This is a genomic window from Rhodococcus sp. p52 (genome assembly GCF_000763325.2).
Classification (GTDB): Bacteria; Actinomycetota; Actinomycetes; order Mycobacteriales; family Mycobacteriaceae; genus Rhodococcus; species Rhodococcus pyridinivorans.
Window position 1 is genome coordinate 1,417,391 of sequence record NZ_CP016819.1, and the last position, 22,877, is coordinate 1,440,267.

The window sequence follows — 22,877 nt, forward strand, 5'->3', positions numbered from 1 at the left end:
CGTGCCCCGATGGTGAGGCAGAAGTCGAACGGCACCGGGTTGGTGGATGAACGACAGTTCGATATCCACATCATCAACGGTGCGATCACCAATTCTCCGACGATCGAGCCGGGTCCTGCAAGCCTCACGCTGAGTACGGGTGGACGGTTGCGAAAGTGGGATGTTGTTGTCCCGGAGGGATCCGCGGTAGATCTGTGGGATCTGATCGAGCAGCAGGTCGACTACGACCCGCCTGTGGTGTCGAAGGTGTTCGAGTACGTGCAGCGCGCCGAGGCCGCGGCCGACCGCGCCGAACAAGGCGGCGGCACGGGTGGCGGGGGGATCTTCCTCGACGCCGACGGCGTGCCCTACTTCGACACAACCGCCACCGGTGGCGGATCTATTGCACTCGACGCCGACGGCGTCCCCTACGTGACGGGAGTCTGATCCATGACCCAGCCGACACCAACGCAGCCGGCGTCGAAGCGCCTCGTAACCGAAGCGAAGGCTAACGCCGCTTATGCCCCGGTCGCTCGCGCGCTCCCCACAGGCGGCACCACAGGACAGGTCCCCGTGAAGACCGCCGACGGTTACGCCTGGACGACCCCGAGCACAGGCGGCGGCACGGCCATCGCCGCACTGTCAACATTCGGTGACTCGATCACCGCAGCCGGCCAGGGTGGCGGCATCAAGTGGCACGAACTGGTCTCCGACTGGCTCGGCATCCCCGCCTACAACCCGTCCGTGCCCGGCGAGGCTCCCGCCGACATTGCCACCCGTCAGGGTGGACTCGCCCCCGCACTCACGGTCACCGGGGACAGCATCCCCGCAACCACCGATCCGGTCACCGTCACCGCGATCTCCCCGTCGACCGGATGGATCACCAACGCCCCCGGCAACGCCGATCGGGGCCGGTTCGTCGGTCGCCTGTGCGGCGTGCCCGGCACTCTACTGCACGACCAGAGCACCGGGGCGTGGACGTTCACCCGCACCACCGGCGGCACCGTGGCGATCCCCTGCCCGCCGGGATCGGTCTTCCGGGTCGACGAGTCCAAGGCACACCGGGGAGACATCCAGACATTCTGGGGTGGCCGCAACGACAACTCGACCGTGTTGCGGGACACCCGGTCGATGCGGGCCTACCTCACCGAACCGAAACGGTTCCTGGTGTTCTCGATCCTCACCGGCGGCGCAGACGTGAGCGGCTCGGCTGGACACACGGCGGGGACGCAGCGCAACGCCCAGCTCGCCACCGAGTTCGGCGCGAACTATTTCGACATGCGCCGCTACCTCATCGACCACGGCCTGACCGATGCCGGAATCCCCCCCACCGCGCAGGACACCACCGATATCGCGAACGACACCGTGCCGACCTCGCTGCGCGCCGACACTGTGCATCCCAACGCGAACGGGCATTGGGTCATCGCCCGCAAGGTCGCGCAGCTCATCGTCGATAAGGGCTGGGTTGATCCGGCATCGGTTGTCATCCCACCGTCGCGCACACCGACCCCGCCGACTGACACGGTGCTGGATCTGCCGACGTCGAGCGCGTTCGCATCGAAGGCGGCAAGCACTGAACTACGGAACGCGCAGAACTTGTCCGTCCAGGTGGTCGGTCACTTCGATTCGTTGGTCTCTCTTGGGTCGATTGTGCGACGGTCCACCATTGCCGGAGATCAGCGGTCGTGGGCATTGTTGACCTTGTCGAATATGCGTCCGCGTTTGCAGCTGTTCCAGTCGGGCACCGCCACGCCGGTCGTCACGCTCGACGCCACGGTTCCTCCGATCTACACGGCCGGCGATCGTCTAGGCCTGCGGTTCGACGTCGACGCAGCTGTCCGCTCGGTGACGTTCTACACCTCGACGGACGGCACGAACTGGACGCAACTCGGCACCCCGGTCACGGGAGCTGCGACGACGATCTTCGCGGGCACCGCTCCGATCGAGGTAGGCGGTTTCGCAGGTGACGTCGAGTCGTTGCGGATCACTTCACTCGACGGAAGCGTCGTCTACGTGGACGAGGACTTCACCGACGGCGCGGCGGCGGACTGGACGCTGTCCGGAGGCGCCGCACTGGCCTGACCCGCTCGTAATGCATCCGAATCGGCAGAGAGGTAGATGGCATGAGCAACCTTGAGATCGACACCGCCGGAGCACTTCGCGCTGCACAGCGCGACATTCTCCTCCGGATCGAGAAGAGTGAAGACCCTGAACGCGTTCGGATTCATTGGAAGAAGATGATCGATCAGATCGTCAACACGAAGCTGGAGAGTGGGGCCGGCATCGTGTTCGTTAATACGGCTCTAGGAAGTGACGAGGACTGACCCCACGTAGCTTTTGGTCAACAAGAAACGCCCCCCGCTCCCCGATGAGAGTGGGGGGCGTTTCCCAAACTGATCGCGTGCCGTCCGCGTCCAACCTCACACAATGGTTGACGAGGCTCGCAACCTGCTGCGATTCAGAGTGATGTCCGAACACACCGAGATGAGAGACGCGGACGGTGCTTCCCGGGGCCTCGGTCCCCACCGCCCGCGCTCGAACATACTATCGAATGTCAACCCGAGATGACTTCCCATCGCTCGTTCTCAGCTTTCTCCGACGGCTTGCCGTTCCAGAGATGCATCTGGAAGTCACCGTCCTTCACGCGCGACTCCGGTGTGGACTCGCCGTCAACCAGCCACAAGTTGCTCACGTAGACCGCGAATACTTCCTCAGTCCACGCCTGAGCTTTCACCGCCTTCGCGAACTTCGTGGCGATCGGTCGCAGATCATCCGCATTCTCGATCGACGGGTCGCACAGGGTCACGGCCAGGGCCCACTCGCCGGGGTGATCCGAGTCTGTCGATTGTCGCACTGACACTGGAGTGTGCTCGGTGAGCTCCGGCATCGCGCGCACGGTCTCGATAACTGCCGGATTATCACCGATGGATTTGAACTCGGGGCATGAAACGGTGGCGGCCGCTGTGGTGGTTGCAGGGGCGACCGTCTCTTTCGTAGTGCCGTCGGAGTCGGTGGAACTGCCACAGGCGGCGAGGACAAGGGTTGCCGGGATGGCGATGAGTGCAGAACGAAGTTTCACGCCCGGATCATCCCAATCGGTCTGGTCCGCGTTACCGATTTCCTACATAGCCTTCAACGTGACATGTCCGTAGTGATCTCGTTTTTCATATCAATCGCCCGGAACAACGTCGAGGAGAGGGCTCCAGTTGTTGGGTAAGGGTTTGAGAGCAGGTGTGATGGGCGATCGCGATGCCACTGAAGTCGGCAAATATCTTTCGGTCAAGGACCTGGCCGTTCGCTGGAGTTGCCACCGATCAATCATCTACCGGCAGATCAATGCGGGGAACCTCGCCGCCCTGCACATCGGTCAGGCAATTCGCATCGCCATCTCCGAGGTCGAGCGGTTCGAGGCTGAGTACACGCGGTAGCCGTGCCAAGACCCCTGAGAGTGCCGGCCGTGCTCCGCGACATGGGCGGTCCGCTCCCGCACGGCGTCGCAGCACTGAACCTCTCCGGCGAAGAGGAATGGGTCCAGGCCGGAGAACAACGCCGACAACACCGGCGAGACCTCCAGGAGCTTGCAGCACTGCGAGCGGAAAGGGACGCAACCCCGCGACTCGACGCCATGGTCAGTCGCCTCAAGTCCACCAACAACCGCATGCAGCAACTCGTCGACAACCCACCGATGCAATACAAGAGCGAGTTCCACGGCTACGACCTCAACGAAGCATTCCGCCACGACCGCGTCGAACGAGGACTCGCAGCCCAGACGTACCTCAAGAGGGGATAACGCCATGCCACGAGCAGCCGCACGCGTATGTGCCCCAGGCGGCCTCTTCCGCATTGCCCGCCGAGCTACTGGATCCCGACGCCCCGGTGTGGCAGGACGATCGTCGTGATCTGGCGTTGCTGCGAGAACTGTTCACCGCAGTCCCCACTGAGGTCGAGGAAGCCGTGTGCCGCCTGGGGCGCTGGAAGCGACTGATGCGCGCTGCTGACAAGTACGTCGTGGAACAGGGATGGATCAACGCGGCGTTCAACGGAGGGCATCCGATGCCCGATCAGATGAAGATGGCAGAGTCAGGCTTCCCTGTCATGCAGTGGCGACGCGAACGCAAACAGCTCGTGTTCCGGTCGATGTGGCCCATGAATTCTGCAGCTGGAACTGCCCGTGTGGGTGACCCGGCGCCGTTCTGAGTGGCTTTTCTCGCTGTGGATGTGCTGCTGCCTTGGTGCCGAGACCTCTCTCACCTCTGGAATCGGTCGACTCACCCTCGCCTGTATTGTCGACCGACTGGGGCTTGGGAGAGGTGGGGCGTCGATGACAGAGCAATTGACCGGTTCAGCCAAGGGGGAGGGTGGCGTCTGGCAGAAGTTCTTAGAAGGCCAGCCGCGATGGATTCCTAATACGTGTTTCGCCGTTGCCAGCGGACTCGGGGTAATAATCGGTGTAACGATCAACTGGTGGAGCATCCCCGTAGCAGTACTTCTTGTTCTCACCCTTTTCTTTGCTACTGGCGTGGCACGAGCCCATGATTCGGCGGATAAGCGAGAAATAAAAGCCCAGGAGGACGCGGTCAAGCGAGAGAAGAGATTAAGCGATCTCTTGCTTGCAGAGGCGGAAGCTACGTACCGGAATCAAACAATTTGGCTTCTACGTGACCAACTGACGGCGGCGATCTGGTGGGTGGCAGAGGCTGTCGCTGAACCAGAACCGCGGAAGCGATCCCGTCTCAATACCGCGGCGAGAACGTCGATTTTGAACTGTGCAGTAAACATTGTGGGGCAGAGTGCACAACTTGGCACTAGGGCTAATCTGTTCCGTCTTCACCAAATTGGTGACGAATGGACTATGGAACTTGAGGAAGGGGGATTCGCTGGTCGCGGGGAAAAGTCGCGGCGTACGTTCAAGCTGGGCGACACGACGATGACCGCGACGCTGGCCAACCGGGCTCGATTTGAGCCTGATGCGGACGATGAGGATCTCCCGTACAGGACCTACATGACTCATCCCGTGTCACTCGGCCAGGACCGGATATATGGAGCGTTGACGGTCGACTGCCTCAACACTGGTGAACTTGAGAAAGAGGTTGACGCACCCCGTATGGCAGTCCTAGCAGGCCTGTTGGCGATCACATACCAGTGTGAAGATGACGACGAACACGGGTCACCCAGCGTCAATGAAGGTAAGGTAGCGTCAAGCCCCAGCGATCCCGACGCCCTGTGGGAATGGAACTAGTGGGGAGGTAAACATGTCGAGCAACAAGGCTGTTGAGTGGGATGTAGTCGACGCCGAAGCGCTTAGACTCCTGAAGTCCGACCCCGTGAAGTACTTCCAGCAGACGCGACGCCAACCGTTCGGGTTCGTCGCTCCAGACACTGCTGAGCAGAGTGCACGCGCAGAGGACGCGAAGTAGCTCTACTAGTCGCGTATTCGCTCCCACCTCGTTAAGGGGGTGGGAGCGCTCCTCTGCCTAGCCGGTAGATCAAAGTGATCACCCGGGCTGCCTCTGCCTGGGTTCCAACCTCAGCCGATGTTGAGCGGAGCTTCGAGTCGACCGCCGAGGACGTCCTGCAGTGGCAAGCATTCGTCCCGGGACCCACAGTTCACGGTCCAGCGGTTCCCGACAATGATTCCGTAGTCGATCCCTGCGTCTTCGAAGAGCTCATTCACCGACAGAGCTTCTTCCGCAAGGTCCTGCGTCGTATACACGGACAGTACGAGCTCGTGATCGCCCACCCAACAGCTTCCAGAGCTGGTGGCGAACTTCGAGCCCTGCCTCTTCTCGTATCGGCATTCATGCCCGCGATCTGCGAGGTCCGTAGAGATCTCTTCGGCGCTCGTGTACTCCTGCATCCCCGACAAGGGCTCCGGGCTGGCCGGTTCGCTAGCGTCGCTGCATGCAACAAGTAGGAGGGCAAAGGCCGGCAAGGTGAGGGCTGCGCGGATGCTCATGTCGGAAACATCCCGTTAGGTCTGGTCTTCGTTACAGGAGTCGGTGCCTAGTACATGTGATCATCCTTCGTGGTCGGCGATGAACCGCTCCAACTCGGCGCGGGTCACCTTGCGGCCTTTACCGATCCGCACGAATCGGAGGTGGCCTGCGCCCCACAGTTCACGGATGGTGGTGTCGGAAACCCCGAGGAGTTCGGCGGCTTCGGTGGCGTTCAAGAGGAGCTTGGGGCCCAAATCGGATTCCCCACTTTCCGATCGAACGGGCGCAAGAATCTCTTGCGGGGGCCTATGGCTCTCCGGTGATCTTCTGACGCCGGGCTTCTCCCCCCGGATCCACGCGTCGATTGATTCGGCGGTGGTCAGCCACGGGTTGGATGCTTTTCCGTTGATCTGGTGGCCCTCGAGCTCACCGGCCCGGAGTGCGTCATAGATGGTGTGCGGGTTGACGCGCGCGTACTCGGCGGCTTCCTTCGTCGTCATCCATGGAGAACTCGGAGGATTCATGCAGCGCCACGCTACTGCCCCCCGCCCCACCCCAGCCAACAGCCTTCGGTATACGTGCTCGCCTCGGCTACGGGTCTGGGGATTCCAGGGCGGGTCGGCAGACCTGTTCTCAGGACTGGAACGTGATGCCCTTCTTTGCCAGTTCAATCATCCGTTTGAGATGAGGAGCTGGGTCGTCCGTTGAGAGCGGATTGTGCGCGGCTTTCCTGTAGAGAGCGTAGACGCGCCAGAGTTCTTCGCCGACCACTTCAGGCGCTGGAAGATTGGCGTTGACCCAATTCATGTAGCCAGCGAATGCGACGGCTTCCCAGTCCGTAGACAAGATCGTTCCTTCCGTAGGGTGAGGCGATCATAGACATGACCTGGCCTTCCTCCGGCTCTATCGGTAGATAGCGTTTCAGTGCTCCCTGTGTTCGCCTCTGAGGAGCGTTTCCTGGCTTGAATTGTTTCAAGTGTGGACACATTTTGGACACACTAGGTCGTAAAACCGGGTGATGTGAAGTGAGCTCCGAAAGGGCATTTCGGCAGGTCAAAAGATTTTTGACCGTCTGACCTGCACGGTGTTTCGCCTTTGCAAGGCAGATGTCAGGAGTTCGAATCTCCTAGGCTCCACAATCACATGAATGCAGGTAAAGGGCGCTTCCGATCTTTCGGAAGCGCCCTTTCTCTGTTGCTGCCTCGGCCCGTCTGCCCACATTCCACACTCGAAGGGTGACGCCTCGCCTCTCTCCGCGACTCGCCGAGATCGTCGCGGCGCTGCCGCTGGAGCCGCACCTACGTGTACTGGATCAGGGTCGGTGCACTCGACGGTCGGCACCCGAAGCCGGCAGGGTCGCTCTGGAGCGGATCGCGGCGGCGACACGGCCGGATGCGCGCCTGTTCGTCGACGGTGGTGACCCGCTCCGGGAGCTTGTCACCCCGAGGTGATCGTGAACGGTCCCGGATCGACGGTCCGTTTCACGTGAAACATCAGGAGAGCGCGGTGGTGAGAACCCTGCGGATCGAGGAGCGCACCTCGTCGAGCTTGCGGCCGGATTCGATCAATTCCGTTCCCTTGTGCACGAGCGCGGTGACGAGCTCGGCATCGAGTTCGGGATCCGCGACTCCGAGGACCCGCAGCGACTCGACGAGGGGGAGGACGAGGTCCTGATGCATGGCGTGCATGCTCTCGTCACTGAACGCCTGAGGCGTGAAAGCGGCGAGAGCACCGACGATCGCGTGCTCTCCCTCGGCGACCAGCTGCAGATTGACGTCGATGTACGTCAGCACCCGCTCCGTCGGATCGGACACCTTCTCCATCGCCTCGATCACGCGCGTGTTCCAGCGCGGGAACATGTCGACGACGACCGCGTGCAGCAGGTCGTCGCGCGAATCGAAGTAGTTGTAGACGCTCGACCGGGCCAGACCCGCACGACGCGCCACGTCGCCGAGCGAGGGTGCCTGTTCCGGTTTCTCGGCGAGGAGTTCGAGCGCCGCGTCGAGGAGGGCACGGCGCTGCGCTGCGCGGTGCTCCGCGACCGTCGCTGCGGAAATCTTCGGCACCGCCGGCCCTCCTCGTTCGGCTGTCGACCGTTCAGTCGTGTGGTCGAAGTCTTCCGTCGACCATTTCGAGCACGCGGTCGCAGTGCCGCAGGATTTCGTGGTCGTGGGTGACCATGATCGTAGCCACTCCACTGGTGTGGGTTTCCCGTGCCAGCAGTTCGACGACCTCGTGGCTGCGTTTCCGATCGAGGGCGGCGGTGGGTTCGTCGACGAGCAACAACGACGGTTCGGCCATCAGGGCCCGCGCGATGCCGACACGTTGACGCTCACCGCCCGAGAGCTGCCCGGGTCGCCGCTGGGCGCGGTGCTCCATACCCACCGAGGCGAGCAGCTCGTCAGGGTTCCGTCCGGGGCGTCCGGCGATCTTCTCGACGAGGAGCAGTTGATCGCGTGCGGTCAGGGCGGGGAGGAGATTGCCGGACTGGAATACGAACCCGACCCGCTCTCGGCGCAGCTTCGCGGTCGCCCGCGGGTCGAGTGCGGTCACCTCGATACCGTCGACACTCACGGTGCCGGAAGTGGGTCGGCCGAGGCCACCGGCGACCGCCAGCAGACTCGATTTGCCGGCACCGGACGGCCCGACGACGGCGACCAGTTCACCCGGCTCGACGCCCAGGTCGACGTGATCGAGGGCGTGGACCGTGCTGTCGCCGTCGCCGAAGGACAGGCAGACGTCGGACAGTGCGAGGCCGGTGGAGGTGGTGACGGTCATCTGTTCTCTCCCAGGGCAGCGAGCGGATCGACACGGACGATGCGGACCACGGCGAGGGCGGCGCCGAGCAGGCCGAGGACGACGAGCAGAACGGCACCTCGAGCGACGGGGCCGGATTCGAGGACGAAAGGCATGCCGCTGCCCTCGAGGCCCGACCCGAGTCCGAGACCGACGAGCACACCGAAGGCGACTGAGCCGACGAGCACGATCACGGCCTGCAGGAGGGCGTCGCGCAGGAGGAATCCGGTGGAGGCGCCCATGGCGCGGAGGACGGCGATCTCACGGCTGCGCTGCACGGTCCAGATCGTGAAGAACGCTCCTACGACGAGGGCTGAGATCGCGTAGAGGAAGGCGGTGATCATCGACATCGTCATCATCTCGGCGCTGTAGCCGGGGGAGGAATCGAACGATTCCTCCAGGGTCTTCGCTGTCGTACCGGCTGCTGCGTCACCCGCGGTGAGATCGGGCAGTGCTCCGTCCACACCCTCGATCGCGACCACACTGGCTTCGGTGTACGCGCTCGGAGGGACCTGTTCACCGAGCCGGACACCGGCGTGGATCTCCTGCCAGGTGCTCAGGGGAAGGTAGGCGACGTCGACGTGACCGAAGGTGCGCTTGTCGGAGGTGAACCCGACGACGTCCAACCGGGTACCGAGACGATCGACGACGATCGTGTCGCCGAGTTCGACGCCGGTGGCGCGGGCGCTGTCGCTGAGGACGACATCGGTGTCACCACCGAGCGGTGCCCCCTCGGAGACCGAGGGTTCGAGGAACGAGCCCGGCCGGATGCCGAAGAGTGTGAGGTCCACGGGGACCCCGCTCTCGGTTTTCGCGTTGACGATGGTGTTGCCGAACAGTTCGGCGCGAGCGACGTCCGGGCGGGCACGCCAGGTGTCGGCCTGGTCTTCCGTGACCACGGATCGGGAGAATGCGGAGTCGGCCTTGGTTCCTTCGGCGAAGGCGAATGCCTGCACCGGTGTGCGCTGCAGTGCGGAGACGCCGTCGACGACGAGACCGGACGACAGACCGGACAGGATCACCATGAGGATCGAGATGAGCGCGACGACGGCGCCCATCAACAGGAAGCGGGTGCGCGCGAACCATAGTTCGCGCATGGCAAGAAACATGTGGAGTCCTTCGTGGGCTGGACCGGGTATGTGCCCAATCTTCTCGACGGCACGTCGATATCTTACCGACGCTCTGTCGTTATATTCGGTGATAGTTACTACATGGGGTAGTAATCGCAGGTGAGGGAAGTATTCTGACTTCATGGCCGAGGTGAACACCGTGATGCGCATGCGCGCGGTCTTCGTGAGCGGAATCTCGGCCGCACTGAGCATCGCCGCGCACGCCTTCGCCGGCGGAGCGATTCCCCACCAGGACGCCCTGGTGTTCCTCCTCGGGCTTGCCTTCGCTGTCGGAGTCCTCACCGGCGAAACCAGGCTTCCGGTGCCGCTCGTCCTCGTCCTCGGGCAGGTCGCCGGCCACCTCGTGCTGGGACTCCACGACGGTCACCTGCACACACCGGGATCCGGAATGATGTCCGCCCACGCGGTTGCCGTCCTCCTCGCCGCAGTATTGGTACGGGGTGCCGAGAAGGGCTGCGAAGCAGCACTCGCAGCGCTGCGCCGGATCGTTCCCGAGACGTACCGCACGCTGCCCGTGGCCGTCGCCGAACCTGTCCCGACGATCCACCGCCCCGATATCGGTCCCGGCGTACTACTCGTCGGCGGAACCGGCAGCCGCGCACCTCCCGTTGTTCTCCGCTAGGTCAACCTTCTCGATCGCCGCCGCCGGCGACCGCTCGTTCCGTGTGCCCGCAGAGGCACCGACACTTACGGAGAATCATGAAGAAGACCATGTTCGGCACTGCGATCGCCGCAACGGCCCTGCTCGCCGCCGCCTGCGGTTCCGACACCGGCACCACCGACTCGGCCGAGGCCGTCGTCGTGTCCGAAGCCTGGGTCAAGGCATCCGACACCGGGATGACCGGTGCCTTCGCCGAGATCGAGAACACCGGCAGCAGTGACGTGCACATCGTCGGCGCGTCCAGTCCTGCATCCGCCACCACGGAACTGCACGAGATGGTGTCGTCCGGCGGCGCCTCGATGGTGATGCAGGAGATGGGGGACGGGCTCGTCATCCCCGCGGACACCGTGCACAGCCTCGCGCCCGGCGGCGACCACCTCATGCTCATGGACCTCGTGGAGCCTCTGCGACCCGGGAACACGGTGACCTTCACACTCGAGTTCGCGGACGGATCGACCGAGGAGTTCACGGCCCAGGTCCGCGACTTCGCCGGGGCACAGGAGGAGTACGTGCCGTCCCACGACGGGGCAACCCACGATGGCTAGGTTCACTCGACGCACCCTGCTCGGGGGCGGTGTCGCCGCGCTGGGTGCAGCAGGACTCGGCGCGGTCGGAGGTGGGACGGCGGTCGCGTCCCGCATCTCCGAACCGATCGGCGCGCGGACCGTGGAGATCCACGGCACCCATCAGGCCGGTATCGACACCCCCGCGCAGTCCTTCGCGTCGTTCGTGGCACTGGACCTCGCCGAGGGTGTCGATCGTGACGGGCTCGTCGGGATCATGCGGGTGTGGGCCGAGGATTCGCGGCGACTCACCACCGGGACGCCGGCGCTGGGCGACACCGAACCCGAACTCGCCGTCGACCCGGCCCGGCTGACGGTCACGGTCGGCTACGGTCCCGCGGTCTTCGACGCCGCGGGCCTGACCGACCGACGACCCGCGTGGCTGAAGCCGCTGCCGGCCTTCCCGATCGACCGGCTCGAGGAACGATGGTCCAGCGGCGACCTGCTGTTGCAGGTCTGCGCCGACGACCCGGTGACCGTCTCGCACGCGGTCCGCACACTCACCAGGAGTGTGCGATCGGTGGCGACGGTCCGCTGGATCCAGCGAGGGTTCCGGCGTGCGGCCGGCACGCGACCCGACGGGACGACCATGCGCAACCTCATGGGGCAGGTAGACGGCACCGTCAATCCCGCGCCGCACAGCCCGGACTTCGACCGGCAGGTGTGGAATCCGGGTGACCCGCCGTGGATGGCCGGTGGCACCTCGCTCGTGTTACGCCGGATCCGCATGGCACTCGACACCTGGGACGAGCTGGACCGTCCCGCTCGGGAACTCGCCGTCGGCCGGCGACTGTCGAACGGTGCTCCGCTGACGGGTTCGGAGGAACACGACGACGCCGACTTCGAGGCCACCGACCGGTTCGGTATCCCGGTGATCCCGCCGGAATCGCACGTCGCGCGGGCACGTCCCCGCACCGGCGACGAGCAGTTCCTGCGACGGGGTTACAACTACGACGACCAGGACGGCGCCGGATTGCTGTTCGCCACCTACCAGGTGGACGTGGACCGTCAGTTCGTCCCGGTGCAGCAGCGCCTCGCCGAGCACGACGCGCTGAATCCGTGGATCACGCCGATCGGGTCGGCGGTCTTTCTCGTCCCTCCGGGATTCGGTCCGAAGGGGTATCCCGGCGACACCTTGCTGGGTGACTGAGACAAGACCGCGACGTATGTGGAATCGAGGTCTAGCCTCGAGGGTGTGACCGAGATTACACAGATACGTCAGGGTTTCGCGTCGCTGCGGGAAGGCGGCCTGAACTGGGACGCCTTCCCGCTCCGGCTCTTCGCGAAGGGCAACGCAGCGCACTGGGATCCGATGGACATCGACTTCTCCCACGACGCCGAGGACTGGGCGTCGCTCAACTCGGAACAACGCCGCAGTTCGACCTATCTGGTCGCGTTGTTCGTCGCCGGCGAGGAGGCCGTCACGCAGGACATCCTTCCGTTCCTCCGCGCCATGGAAGCGGAGGGCCGGTTGGGTGACGAGATGTACCTGACCCAGTTCTGCTACGAGGAGGCCAAGCACGTGCAGGTGTTCCGTCGCTGGATGGACACCGTGGGACTGACATCCGACCTGCACCCGTTCGTTGCCGAGAATCCCTACTACCGGCGGCTGTTCTACGAGGAACTGCCGCACAGCCTGCGCGTGCTCGATCGAGATCCGTCCCCGGCCAATCAGGTCCGCGCGAGTGTCACCTACAACCACGTCATCGAGGGCAGTCTCGCGCTGACGGGCTACTACGCGTGGCAGAAGGTGTGCACCAAGTACGGGATCCTGCCGGGCATGCAGGAGATCATCCGGCGGATCGGCTCCGACGAGCGCCGGCACATGGCCTGGGGCACGTTCACCTGCCGACGGCATGTGGCAGCGGACGACTCGAACTGGAACGTCGTGTTGCAGCGGATGGAGGAGTTGCTTCCCCTCGCGACCGGAATGATCCAGTGGCAGAACGAGCAGTTCGACGAACAGCCCTACGGTCTCGACAACGACGAGTTCATCTCCTATGCGGCCGACCGGGCACAGAGACGGCTCGGCGCAATAGAATCCGCGCGCGGACGCCCGCTGGAGGAGATCGATCTCGACTTCGCTCCCGCCGTGCTCGAGGACCGTTTCGGGGACGAGGACGCCGCCGCGCTCGCTGCGGTTCCGGCTCCCGACCGCACCCCGGCGGACTGAGCAGGGTCGATCGGAGACAGGAGATCGATCAGAGCAGCATGCCGGCGAGGATCGCGATCAGCACGAGAACGGCGACCACCCCGATGACGACCGTTCTCGTGTTGCCGGTGTTCTCGTCTGCGGTGCCCGTGGTGAGCACCGGAACGGGTGTGGCCTCCTTCCTCGCGGCTCCGCGGTTCTCGGCGGTGCTCTCGGCCCCGAGACGTCTCTCCTCGAGTTCGCGCAGCCGAGCGAAACCGCCGGTGAGTACGTCGGTTTCGTCGTAGGAAGGTGGAAGTCCGATCCGGGTCTTGTTGGTCTCGCGTGCCGGCGTGAATCCGGCCGCGAGGATCGCGGCGCCGAGCGCCGCCGTCTGTTCCGGGCCCGGCCCGACGAGGCTGCGCACCGTGAGCTTCGTGGCGAGGCTGTTCGCGATCTCCTGGATGTGGGTGCGATCTCGTGCGACGAGACCGTCGCCCATGACGACGACGGCCTCGAGATTGTCCGGTATCCAGCCGAACGATCCGAGGGCCGTGGCGAGTTGGGCCGCCGGGGACGGTGCGCCCTGGGCGGGGGTGCGGTAGGCCTTGCCGGCGGGCACGCCCGAGCGTACGAGGGTGACGGTCGAGCCGCCGTCGTCGAGATGGAAGACCCCCACGAGTTGGCCAGGGGTCTCGGAGATCTCGGAGGCGTACCAGGCGGCGGCCGCCTGCGCGTCGGACACGAGATCCACGTGCCGCAGATTCGCGTAGTCCAGGGCGGCACGCAAGGTCGCGATGGTGTCCGGATCCCAGTGCGACGGGTAGGTGGCGGCGTAGCCGGGGTCGCTGTCCCGGTCCATGCCGCCGAAGGTCGGCAACGGGTGGCACTCCCGCAACAGGCAGTGGATGGCGGTGGCCATCGCGTCCTCGGCGCGGTACATGCGACCGTCGCTCGCGGTGATGCCCGAGGCGTCGCCGACCCGCGTGAGGAAGCCCGCGATCGTGCGTGCTTCGTCCCCGTGCGCCACGCTGCCGAGCGACGTGTTGCCGTCGTGGTCGACGTGCAGGACGGAGTCGCGGGCGAGGACGACAGGGTCGGGAGTGCCGGGTTCGTTGGATGCGATGACCGCCGTGGACACGACTCGCCCGATCCGGAGGCCGACACCGATTGCCATGTCTTCCCTTCCTCGAGAGGCTGCTCGTCCGTCGTGCTGCCGAGGACCCGACTCGCTCCGGGTGCGCCGGACAAATGCACCGCTTCGGGCGCGAAGAACGATTGTGGCAGACAGGGAGGGAAGTGCCGACCTTACTTTCCGGTAAGTACGTGTTACAGTCCGTACCGCCGTGACGAGGGACACACGGTTCCGGTGGATCCAGGTGGAGGAACAACATGGTGGGGCGCGCTCGGAAGTGGATGGCCGCGGCGGTGACGACGACCGTCCTTGCCGGCGGAATTCTCGGAACCGCGGCGACAGCGGGAGCCGAGACGGACTTCTATCTCCCGCCCGACCCACTGCCGACGGGTGCTCCCGGCGACGTCCTGCGCACGGCACCGTCCGATCTGGCATTGCGCGCACCGGTCGCCGACGGCATCTTCCCGGGTCAGGGCACCAAGCTGCTGTACCGCAGCAACGACGCCAAGGGCGCACCCAACGCGGTGAGCGGCACCTACATCGAGCCGTCGACGCCGTGGAACGGTCCCGGCGACCGGCCGCTCGTCGCGCTGGCCGTCGGTACCCACGGTCAGGGTGACCAGTGCGCGCCGTCCCGCAATCTCGGCGCGCTCGTCAACTATAATCCGCCCCTCGACTTCTTCACCGAGTACGAGGTGCTGTCGATCAACGCGCTGCTGCTGCGCGGCATCGCCGTGGTCGTCACCGACTACGACGGTCTCGGTACGCCGGGGCACCACACCTACGTGAACCGCGCCGCCGAAGCCCACGCGGTGCTCGACTCGGTGCGCGCGGCGCTGAAGCTCGAGAACGCGTCGGTGACCGAGAACAGCCCGGTCGGCCTCTTCGGTTACTCGCAGGGCGGCGGCGCGTCGGGCGCTGCGGCCGAGCTCGCTCCCGAGTACGCCCCCGAACTGAACCTCGTCGGCGCCTACGTGGGTGCTCCGCCCGCCGACCTCGTGGCCACGTTGAAGCAGATCGACGGCACGCTGCTCACCGGTGCCATCGGGTACACGATCAACGGTCTGGCCGACGCCTACCCGGAGATCCGCGACGAGATCGACGCCGAGATCAGTGATCGCGGCCGCAAGATGCTCGCGGCCGTGGCGAACCAGTGCGTCCCGGAGACGGTGGCGAATTTCGCATTCCAGCGCACCGGCGACTACACCCGCACGGGTGAGCCCCTCGATGTCGTGCTCGACCGCCTGCCCCAGGTCCAGAAGATCCTCGCGGAGCAGCGCATCGGCAACCGCACGCCTGCCGTGCCCGTCCTCCTCCAGCACGGCACGCAGGACGACACGGTCCCCTACGGTCAGGGCCGTCAGCTGGCGCTGGACTGGTGCGATCAGGGCGCGACGGTGCAGTTCCTGCCCAACACGACGCCGCCGATCCTGCCCGGCTTCATCATCAACCATGCGGTGCCCATGATCGGCGGACTGCCCGACTCCGTCGCGTACATCGAAGCGCGACTGCGCGGTGAGCCCGCACCGTCGAACTGTGGAGCCTTCTGACGCTCCTTCGAATCCGCAATCGATCCGGCCCGCACTCCCTTCCGGGGGTGCGGGCCGGATTCGTGTGCGGGGTCTACACCGAGTGACGGGTGTCGATGATCCGGCGCGCGACGTTCGTCTCGGTCGACGGGCCCGGTTCCCAGCGGGAGATCCACGGACCGGTGCCCTCGCTCGGATCGAGCACACCGCGCTCGAGCCACTCGTATCTGCCCTCGAGAACGCCGGCCGCGGTGCGACGATCCTCGGCGTCGGTGTTCGTCCACAGGGCGTCGAACAACTTCTCCACGCGCAGCCGCGACTGCTTGCAGAACGCGTCGGCCAGTTCGAAAGCCGTGTCGGCTCCCGGGTGCCCGTCGACGCGTTGCCGTTCGGCGCGCACGCACACGGCGGTCGCGGCGAACAGCTCGGCTCCGATGTCGACGATCCGTCCGAGGAAGTTCTCCCGCTTCTCGAGTCCGGCCTGCCAGCGGGCCATCCCGTAGAAGGTCGAGCGGGCGAGCTTGCGCGAGCTGCGTTCGATGTACCTCAGATGTGTTGCCAGAAAACCGAATTCGTTGTAGGTCCGCGGTAGCTGTCCCTTGCCGGTGACGAGTTTCGGGAGCCATCGGGCGTAGAACCCGCTCGCCCGTACCGCGGCCTGCGCCTTCTCCTTGCCCGTCGAATCGGGGTCGGCGAGTTCGCCGGCTGCGCGCAGGTGGGCGTCGACCGCCTCGCGGGCGACGAGGAGACGCATGATCTCGCTCGACCCCTCGAAGATGCGGTTGATCCGCAGGTCGCGGACGAGTTGCTCTGCGGGAACGGCCCGTTCGCCGCGCGCCGCCAGCGACTCGGCGGTCTCGTAGCCGCGTCCGCCGCGGATCTGCACGAGTTCGTCGGCGATGAGGCATCCCATCTCGCTCGCCCACAACTTCGCCAGTGCCGCCTCGATGCGGATGTCGTTGCGCTGTTCGTCGTTCATCTGGCCCGACAGTTCGACGACGGACTCGAGTGCGTAGGTGGTCGCGGCGATGAACGAGATCTTCGCGGCGACGGCCTCGTGCTCACCGACCGGCTTGCCCCACTGCACCCGCTCCGACGACCATTCGCGGGCGATCTTCAGCGCCCACTTGCCGGCACCCGAGCACATCGCGGGGATGGCGAGGCGACCGGCGTTGAGCGTCGTCAACGCGATCTTCAGCCCGTCGCCCTCACGTCCGATGAGGTTCTCCTTCGGAACCCGCACCTTGTGCAGTCGGGTCACGCCGTTCTCGATGCCGCGCAGGCCCATGAAGGAGTTGCGGCGTTCGACGGTGATGCCGGGTGAATCCGCTTCCACGACGAAGGCGGAGATCCCGCCGCGATGGCCCTCGCTCTTCGGTACGCGGGCCATGACGACGAGCAGTTCGGCGACCACCCCGTTGGTCGTCCACAGCTTGACGCCCTCGAGTTCGTAGGCACTGCCGTCCTCGACCGGGATGGCGGTGGACGCGAGTCGGGCGGGGTCGGACCCGACGTCGGGTTCGGTGAGCAGGAAAGCCGAGATGGCGCCGCGCGCGCATCGCGGCAGGAAGCGCTGCTTCTGCTCAGGGGTGCCGGCGAGCTTGAGCGGTTCCGGCACACCGATCGACTGATGGGCCGACAGCAGCGCGCCGATGCTGGGATGCACGCAGGCGACGACCGTCAGGGCCCGGTTGTAGGCGACCTGCGACAGCCCGAGGCCGCCGTACTCCTGCGGGATCTTCATGCCGAAGCAGCCGAGTTCGGCCAGCTCGCGGACGTATTCGTCGGGTATCCGCGCGTCGCGTTCGATGCGGCCGCCGTCCATCGAACTGCACGCGGCGCGCAGGCGTGCGAGGAACTCCTCGGTACGGGAGTCCTCGTCGGGTGTCGGTCGCGGGAAGGGGTGGACGAGGTCGAGGGTGAGCCGTCCGAGGAACAGTTCCTTCGCGAAGGACGGCTTGTTCCACTCGGATTCGCGCGCCTGCTCCGCTACTTCACGAGCCTGCCGCTCGGTGACCTGTGGGGTTCGGGCATCGGCGCTCTCTGCCATGACTGCCTCCGGGTCGCGTGCCTACTGGTGAGTATGCACCCGGATGTGCCTCTTATCACAGGTTCGGCCGAGTCGATCATGAAGCAGTCGGATGTGAACTAGATCACTACCGCGGAAGTCGGCGGGGACGTGCGGGGACTCCCGGACGCGCCTACGCTCGAATCGTCACCGACGACGTGCCCCGCCCGTCACTCGCCGATCCCCATCGCGGATCGGAACGGAGGTGGCCATGGAATTCCTGGCCTTCGTCCCCGTCCTGCTCACTTTCCTCGGCGCGCTCTACTTCGCGGCGTGCCTCATCGTCGACCGCGAGATCCGATCGGCGGAACGAGAATTCGGCACCGCGGACGGCGATCAGGCCTCCGAGGTGTCGGTGGACTCGGGGGAGACCGGCGTCGAGGCGGCCTCGTCGGTCGTCGTCTCGGCGGACTCCGCGGGCCGCACGCGCGGCGGTTCCGGAGCGATCGGAGGGGGATCCGGCCGTCGTCGCCGGTAGAACACGCCCCCGCCTGCGGCCACGACGGCAACCGCGCCGGCGACGACGAGACCGAACCGCCTGCCCGTGCGCTCCGGACGAGAGGACGACTTCGCGGCACCCCGCTCGGCCGCGCCCCGCCGGGCCACCGAGAGCAGTTCGCCCGCGACGTCCAGACCCTTGCGTGCTGCGAACAGTCCGGCCGCACTCGAGCCCTGCGCGAGAGCTACCGCGCCCTCGCCGGCCACGCGGAGAGCACCCGCGAGATTGCCGGATTCGTCGTGGCGTCGCACGAATGCCGGAAGCCACACGTCGTCGGTCTCGGCATGAATCAGCTTGCTCATGCGTCCACTCTTCCATACCGCCCGGACCTGTGGTCGTGACCGGAGAGCGTGTCCCGCGCCGCCTGTCCTGCCCGGGAAGCGGGCAATGGCACCATGGTGGGGTGACTTCACCGCATCAGACAGCAACGGCCACGCTCCACACGAACCGCGGCGACATCGCGATTGCGCTTTTCGGCAACCACGCGCCGAAGACCGTCGAGAACTTCGTCGGCCTGGCCCAGGGCACCAAGGAGTACAAGACCCAGAACGCCAAGGGCGAGACCAGCGGTCCGTTCTACGACGGCGCGGTCTTCCACCGCGTCATCGACGGCTTCATGATCCAGGGTGGCGATCCCACCGGCACCGGCCGCGGCGGCCCGGGCTACCAGTTCGCCGACGAGTTCCACCCCGAGCTGCAGTTCGACCGCGGCTACCTGCTCGCGATGGCGAACGCCGGCCCGGGCACCAACGGCTCGCAGTTCTTCATCACCGTCGGCCCGACCCCGCACCTCAACCGTCGCCACACCATCTTCGGTGAGGTCGTCGACGCCGAGTCGAAGAAGGTCGTCGACGCGATCGCGACCACCGCCACCGACCGCGCCGATCGCCCGGTCGACGACGTCGTGATCAACAGCATCACCATCTCCTGAGAGAGTTCCCATGACGAACCCCGGCTGGGGCTCCGCGGCCGAGGGTGGTGGCCCGCAACCCCAGCCGCGGTGCGTTCGCCATCCCGACCGCCCGACCCTTCTCGCCTGCTCCCGATGCGGCCGGCCCGCGTGCCCCGAGTGCCTGCGTCCCGCCTCGGTCGGTCAGCACTGCGTCGACTGCGTCGCCGCGGCCGAACGGTCGACACCGCAGGCCCGCACCATCGCCGGCGCACCCGTCCGTTCCGATCGGCCCTCGCCGATCGTGACGTACGTGCTCATCGCGCTGAATGTGCTCGTCTTCGGCATCACCGCCGCGCAGTCGGGCAGCGTGATGACCAACGAGCAGGGCTCGGCGCTGTTCCTCGACTGGGCGTTGTGGCCGCCCATCATCGCCGCGCACGGCGAGTACATCCGGATCCTCGGCAGCGGATTCCTGCACTTCGGCCTGCTCCATCTGGCCGTCAACATGTTCGCCCTGTGGGTGATCGGGCGCGACACCGAACTCGTGCTCGGACGCGCCCGGTACCTCTCGGTCTACCTCGTGTCGATCCTCGGCGGGTCCGCCGCAGTGATGTTCATGGAGACCGGAGCGGTCACCGCCGGAGCGTCGGGAGCGGTCTTCGGTCTGCTCGGCGCGCAGGCCGTCATCCTGCTGCGCCTGCGTCGCAGCCCGGCACCCGTGCTGACCATCGTCGGCCTCAACGTGATCATCAGCATCACCGTCCCGGGCATCTCCCTGTGGGGTCACCTGGGCGGTCTCGTCGCCGGTGCCGCCGCGACAGCGGCCCTGCTCTACGCCCCGCAGTATCTCGGTGCCGGCACCGACCGGGACCGCATCGTGCGCACCGGATGGATCGCGCTGGTCGCGGTCGTCGCGGTGACGCTGGTCGCGATCGTGCTCGCCGTCGTGCGGCTACGCGATCAACTGGGTGTCTGATCGGGCGCGAGATCGCGCATCGCCAGCGCGGCGTGCACGTTCCGCGGGTCGGTGCCCAGATCCCACCGGCCGAAGATCATCAGGTTCTCCGTGCCGGTCGCGGGGTCGATCGTGTCGATCTCGAGCATCGGCACGCGCCGCCCGAAGCGCGGGTACTCGACGATCCGCACGCGGTGCAGGGCCGCGCGCGGGAACTCGCGACGACCCGTCAACCGCATCGTCGCGATCCCCATTCCTCCGGGGAGCACTTCGAGACGCGGACGCTGCCGCAGCGCGAGCGCGACCATCACGAGGACGAGCACCGCCGCGAAACCCACCAGTACGCGACCGGCCGCGTCGGGAACCGCAACCGCTGCGGTCACGGCCAAGGCGATACCGGCGGCCGACAACGCCGCTATCGCGGCGGGCGGCGTCGCCCACCGCAGCGGTGTCTCGTCGGGCATCTGCGTCCTCTTCCGATCCGTTCCCCGGGGACCTCTCACCGGTTGTGCACAGTGTTATCCCCAGGTGGGGATGAATAACATCGGTGTAACCCGAGCGGGGTGGAGGTCAGCGCCAGTTCATCGTCATGATCAGACCGACCACCATGAACCCGAAACCGATCAGGAAGTTCCAGGCACCGAGATCGTTCATCCATGTGATCTGCTCGGCCGCGAGGTAGTAGACGATCAGCCACAGCAACCCGATGACCATCAGGGCGAGCATCACCGTCACGTACAACGTGCTCGACGGCGTGCCCTTGACCTTCACCGGTGTGCGGCTCACCGTCCGGGTCGCGGAGACGTCCTTCTTGCGAACCTTCGACTTGGGCATGGTGTCCTCGTTCTCACGTCTCCACCCGTCGTACACGGATGGAGTGGTCGGTCAACTACCTGTTGAGATCACGCTAACGTAAGGCCAGGATCGGAGGTACGACGTGTCGGAACGACGACTGCGCGCGCCCGTGTGGGGTGTCGCGACCCTCGTCGTCTGCCTCGTGGCCGGTCTGCTCGTGGGTACCACCCGCGGAGTGTCCGAAGGCGACGAACTGCGCGCCGGCGACTCCCCGCGACTGTCCGATCTGGTCCGGGCCGCGCAGGAGAAGGCCGACGAACTGGCCGCCACCCGAGACGATCTCACTACCCGCATCGACGAACTCCAGGACCGTGCCGCGGTGAACGACGAGGACGTCGCCGCGGTGCTCGACGACCTGTCCGCGATCGAGGACCCGGCCGGACTCGTGGCCCGCCGCGGTCCGGGTGTGACCGTCACTCTCACCGACGCACCCCGCGACGCCAACGGGCGCTATCCGTCCGGTGCCTCACCCGACGATCTCGTCGTGCACCAGCAGGACGTGCAGAGCGTGCTCAACGCGATGTGGGCCGGCGGTGCCGAGGCCGTGGCCATGCAGGATCAGCGGATCGTCGCGACGTCGGCACCACGCTGCATCGGCAACACGCTGCTGCTGCACGGACGCACCTACTCACCGCCCTATGTCGTCACCGCGCTCGGCGACCCGGCACGGCTGCAGGCCGCGCTCGACGCCGAGCCCGGTATCCGCATCTACAAGCAGTACGCGGCCCGCTATCAACTCGGCTACACGCAGCAGGCGTCGGAGGATCTGTCGGTCCCCGCCTACACCGGTAGTTCGTCCGCGCGCTGAGCGGTGCCCGGGAGCACTGTCCGAATCGGGCCACCGGGCGGGTCGCCCTCTGCCGGCCACCGGGCGGGTCGCCCTCTGCCGGCCACCGGGCGGGTCGCCCTCTGCCGGCCACCGGGCGGGTCGCCCTCTGCCGGCCACCGGGCGGGTCGCCCTCTGCCGGCCACCGGGCGGGTCGCCCTCTACCGGCCACCGGGCGGGTCGCCCTCTGCCGGCCACTGAGTACCCTCGTCTCATGCGCATTCTCGTCGTCGACAACTACGACAGCTTCGTCTTCAACCTGGTCCAGTATCTGGGGCAGCTCGGAACGACGGCCGACGTGTGGCGCAACGATGACGAGCGGCTCACCGCACCGGGTGCTCTCGCGCGGGTCGCGAAGGAGTACGACGGCATCCTCCTCAGCCCAGGGCCGGGCACACCCGAACGCGCCGGGGCGAGCATCGATCTGGTCAAGGCATGTGCCGACAGCAGCACTCCGCTGCTCGGTGTGTGCCTCGGCCACCAGTCCATCGGTGTCGCGTTCGGCGCGACCGTCGATCGCGCCCCCGAGCTGCTGCACGGCAAGACCAGCCTGGTTCGTCACAATGGTGCCGGTGTGCTCGCGGGCCTGCCCGATCCGTTCACCGCGACCCGCTACCACTCGCTGACCGTGCTGCCCGAGACGATGCCCGCCGAACTCGAGCCCACCGGCCACACGGAGACCGGCATCGTCATGGCCCTGCGTCACGCCGAGCTGCCGATCCACGGTGTGCAGTTCCACCCCGAATCGGTGCTCACCCAGGGCGGTCACCGCATGCTCGCGAACTGGCTCCCGGCCTGCGGCGAGGCACCGGACGAGACGCTCGTCGCGCGCCTCGAGGCGCAGATGGCACGCGCGCTCGACGGCGGAGCCGCCTGACGCACCCATTTCCGACGAGAAAGGCGCCGGTCCTTCGAGGATCGG

28 protein-coding genes and 1 tRNA gene are annotated in these 22,877 nt (G+C 66.1%); 17 read left to right on the forward strand and 12 right to left on the reverse strand.

Annotated features, from left to right (window positions below; all coding sequences use genetic code 11):
- Positions 1-9: 9 nt before the first annotated feature.
- From IM25_RS06520 to IM25_RS06530, 3 genes are all read left to right on the forward strand, one after another.
- Complete coding sequence (locus IM25_RS06520; protein WP_033098084.1) at positions 10-426, forward strand: hypothetical protein; 417 nt, start codon at positions 10-12, stop codon at positions 424-426.
- Positions 427-552: 126 nt separating this feature from the next.
- Positions 553-2,061, forward strand: a complete 1,509-nt coding sequence (locus IM25_RS06525; RefSeq protein ID WP_065995882.1) for a hypothetical protein — start codon at positions 553-555, stop codon at positions 2,059-2,061.
- A gap of 41 nt (positions 2,062-2,102) precedes the next feature.
- Positions 2,103-2,303: a hypothetical protein gene (locus IM25_RS06530; protein ID WP_033098086.1), complete on the forward strand. Its 201-nt coding sequence runs from the start codon at positions 2,103-2,105 to the stop codon at positions 2,301-2,303.
- Positions 2,304-2,533: 230 nt separating this feature from the next.
- On the opposite strand, the gene IM25_RS06535 is transcribed toward IM25_RS06530, so the two are convergent.
- Entirely contained in the window at positions 2,534-3,058 is a 525-nt protein-coding gene (locus tag IM25_RS06535; protein ID WP_157126935.1) for a hypothetical protein, read from the reverse strand.
- 157 nt (positions 3,059-3,215) lie between these two features.
- Here IM25_RS06535 and IM25_RS06540 point away from each other — a divergent pair, with 157 nt between their 5' ends.
- From IM25_RS06540 to IM25_RS26005, 4 genes are all read left to right on the forward strand, one after another.
- Positions 3,216-3,407 (forward strand): helix-turn-helix domain-containing protein, encoded by a 192-nt coding sequence (locus IM25_RS06540; protein ID WP_157126936.1) that lies wholly within the window; start codon positions 3,216-3,218, stop codon positions 3,405-3,407.
- A 29-nt stretch (positions 3,408-3,436) separates the two neighbouring features.
- On the forward strand, positions 3,437-3,769 hold the full coding sequence (locus tag IM25_RS06545) for a hypothetical protein (RefSeq protein WP_157126937.1): 333 nt from the start codon (positions 3,437-3,439) through the stop codon (positions 3,767-3,769).
- Between the two features lie 53 nt (positions 3,770-3,822).
- Complete coding sequence (locus IM25_RS06550; RefSeq protein WP_157126938.1) at positions 3,823-4,176, forward strand: hypothetical protein; 354 nt, start codon at positions 3,823-3,825, stop codon at positions 4,174-4,176.
- 124 nt (positions 4,177-4,300) lie between these two features.
- Entirely contained in the window at positions 4,301-5,218 is a 918-nt protein-coding gene (locus IM25_RS26005) for a hypothetical protein (RefSeq protein WP_157126939.1), read from the forward strand.
- 288 nt (positions 5,219-5,506) lie between these two features.
- Here IM25_RS26005 and IM25_RS06560 read toward each other — a convergent pair whose 3' ends face one another.
- From IM25_RS06560 to IM25_RS26010, 3 genes are all read right to left on the reverse strand, one after another.
- The gene (locus tag IM25_RS06560; protein ID WP_033098091.1) at positions 5,507-5,935 is read right to left on the reverse strand and encodes a hypothetical protein; all 429 of its coding nucleotides are present in this window, start codon (positions 5,933-5,935) and stop codon (positions 5,507-5,509) included.
- A 60-nt stretch (positions 5,936-5,995) separates the two neighbouring features.
- On the reverse strand, positions 5,996-6,415 hold the full coding sequence (locus tag IM25_RS25345) for a helix-turn-helix domain-containing protein (RefSeq protein WP_198162540.1): 420 nt from the start codon (positions 6,413-6,415) through the stop codon (positions 5,996-5,998).
- Positions 6,416-6,548: 133 nt separating this feature from the next.
- Complete coding sequence (locus tag IM25_RS26010; protein ID WP_157126941.1) at positions 6,549-6,761, reverse strand: hypothetical protein; 213 nt, start codon at positions 6,759-6,761, stop codon at positions 6,549-6,551.
- A gap of 218 nt (positions 6,762-6,979) precedes the next feature.
- Here IM25_RS26010 and IM25_RS26015 point away from each other — a divergent pair.
- Positions 6,980-7,051 (forward strand) — tRNA-Ala (locus IM25_RS26015).
- Between the two features lie 357 nt (positions 7,052-7,408).
- Here the strand turns inward: IM25_RS26015 and IM25_RS06565 are convergent.
- From IM25_RS06565 to IM25_RS06575, 3 genes are read right to left on the reverse strand one after another with little or no spacing between them, the layout of a single operon-like run.
- The gene (locus tag IM25_RS06565; RefSeq protein ID WP_024102552.1) at positions 7,409-7,981 is read right to left on the reverse strand and encodes a TetR/AcrR family transcriptional regulator; all 573 of its coding nucleotides are present in this window, start codon (positions 7,979-7,981) and stop codon (positions 7,409-7,411) included.
- 31 nt (positions 7,982-8,012) lie between these two features.
- Positions 8,013-8,693: an ABC transporter ATP-binding protein gene (locus IM25_RS06570; protein ID WP_006550926.1), complete on the reverse strand. Its 681-nt coding sequence runs from the start codon at positions 8,691-8,693 to the stop codon at positions 8,013-8,015.
- Positions 8,690-9,820: an FtsX-like permease family protein gene (locus tag IM25_RS06575; protein ID WP_033098092.1), complete on the reverse strand. Its 1,131-nt coding sequence runs from the start codon at positions 9,818-9,820 to the stop codon at positions 8,690-8,692. Before IM25_RS06575 ends, IM25_RS06570 begins: the two co-directional genes overlap by 4 nt.
- A 142-nt stretch (positions 9,821-9,962) precedes the next feature.
- On the opposite strand from IM25_RS06575, the gene IM25_RS06580 reads away from it, so the two are divergent.
- The 4 genes from IM25_RS06580 (at position 9,963) to IM25_RS06595 (ending at position 13,238) form a co-directional block, all read left to right on the forward strand.
- A complete protein-coding gene (locus IM25_RS06580; RefSeq protein ID WP_019290459.1) occupies positions 9,963-10,463 on the forward strand; it encodes a hypothetical protein in 501 nt (166 codons plus the stop codon).
- 77 nt (positions 10,464-10,540) lie between these two features.
- Entirely contained in the window at positions 10,541-11,047 is a 507-nt protein-coding gene (locus IM25_RS06585) for a copper chaperone PCu(A)C (RefSeq protein WP_019290458.1), read from the forward strand.
- Positions 11,040-12,215, forward strand: a complete 1,176-nt coding sequence (locus tag IM25_RS06590) for a Dyp-type peroxidase (protein WP_033098093.1) — start codon at positions 11,040-11,042, stop codon at positions 12,213-12,215. The genes IM25_RS06585 and IM25_RS06590 overlap by 8 nt, the downstream gene beginning before the upstream one ends.
- 45 nt (positions 12,216-12,260) lie before the next feature.
- Complete coding sequence (locus IM25_RS06595) at positions 12,261-13,238, forward strand: R2-like ligand-binding oxidase (protein ID WP_016931505.1); 978 nt, start codon at positions 12,261-12,263, stop codon at positions 13,236-13,238.
- A gap of 28 nt (positions 13,239-13,266) precedes the next feature.
- Here the strand turns inward: IM25_RS06595 and IM25_RS06600 are convergent, their stop codons facing one another.
- Positions 13,267-14,373 carry a hypothetical protein gene (locus tag IM25_RS06600; RefSeq protein ID WP_006550931.1) on the reverse strand — a complete coding sequence of 369 codons (1,107 nt, stop codon included), beginning with the start codon at positions 14,371-14,373 and terminating at the stop codon, positions 13,267-13,269.
- 215 nt (positions 14,374-14,588) lie between these two features.
- Here IM25_RS06600 and IM25_RS06605 point away from each other — a divergent pair, with 215 nt between their 5' ends.
- Positions 14,589-15,881, forward strand: a complete 1,293-nt coding sequence (locus IM25_RS06605) for a lipase family protein (RefSeq protein ID WP_033098094.1) — start codon at positions 14,589-14,591, stop codon at positions 15,879-15,881.
- A gap of 73 nt (positions 15,882-15,954) precedes the next feature.
- Here the strand turns inward: IM25_RS06605 and IM25_RS06610 are convergent, their stop codons facing one another.
- Both IM25_RS06610 and IM25_RS06615 read right to left on the reverse strand, forming a co-directional pair.
- Entirely contained in the window at positions 15,955-17,910 is a 1,956-nt protein-coding gene (locus tag IM25_RS06610; protein ID WP_033098095.1) for an acyl-CoA dehydrogenase family protein, read from the reverse strand.
- Between the two features lie 354 nt (positions 17,911-18,264).
- Positions 18,265-18,729 (reverse strand): hypothetical protein, encoded by a 465-nt coding sequence (locus IM25_RS06615; RefSeq protein WP_065995884.1) that lies wholly within the window; start codon positions 18,727-18,729, stop codon positions 18,265-18,267.
- Positions 18,730-18,830: 101 nt separating this feature from the next.
- Between IM25_RS06615 and IM25_RS06620 the strand changes: the two genes are divergently transcribed.
- Positions 18,831-19,358 (forward strand): peptidylprolyl isomerase, encoded by a 528-nt coding sequence (locus tag IM25_RS06620; protein ID WP_024102562.1) that lies wholly within the window; start codon positions 18,831-18,833, stop codon positions 19,356-19,358.
- 10 nt (positions 19,359-19,368) lie between these two features.
- Positions 19,369-20,295, forward strand: a complete 927-nt coding sequence (locus tag IM25_RS06625) for a rhomboid family intramembrane serine protease (RefSeq protein ID WP_006550936.1) — start codon at positions 19,369-19,371, stop codon at positions 20,293-20,295.
- On the opposite strand, the gene IM25_RS06630 is transcribed toward IM25_RS06625, so the two are convergent.
- Both IM25_RS06630 and crgA read right to left on the reverse strand, forming a co-directional pair.
- The gene (locus IM25_RS06630) at positions 20,280-20,738 is read right to left on the reverse strand and encodes a PH domain-containing protein (RefSeq protein ID WP_033098098.1); all 459 of its coding nucleotides are present in this window, start codon (positions 20,736-20,738) and stop codon (positions 20,280-20,282) included. The two genes, IM25_RS06625 and IM25_RS06630, sit on opposite strands and share 16 nt — an antisense overlap.
- 106 nt (positions 20,739-20,844) lie before the next feature.
- The gene (gene crgA, locus IM25_RS06635; protein ID WP_006550938.1) at positions 20,845-21,108 is read right to left on the reverse strand and encodes a cell division protein CrgA; all 264 of its coding nucleotides are present in this window, start codon (positions 21,106-21,108) and stop codon (positions 20,845-20,847) included.
- 103 nt (positions 21,109-21,211) lie between these two features.
- Here crgA and IM25_RS06640 point away from each other — a divergent pair, with 103 nt between their 5' ends.
- Both IM25_RS06640 and IM25_RS06645 read left to right on the forward strand, forming a co-directional pair.
- Positions 21,212-21,937: a DUF881 domain-containing protein gene (locus tag IM25_RS06640; protein WP_024102564.1), complete on the forward strand. Its 726-nt coding sequence runs from the start codon at positions 21,212-21,214 to the stop codon at positions 21,935-21,937.
- A 232-nt stretch (positions 21,938-22,169) separates the two neighbouring features.
- Positions 22,170-22,832, forward strand: a complete 663-nt coding sequence (locus tag IM25_RS06645; RefSeq protein ID WP_065995885.1) for an aminodeoxychorismate/anthranilate synthase component II — start codon at positions 22,170-22,172, stop codon at positions 22,830-22,832.
- The last annotated feature ends 45 nt before the right edge of the window (positions 22,833-22,877 follow it).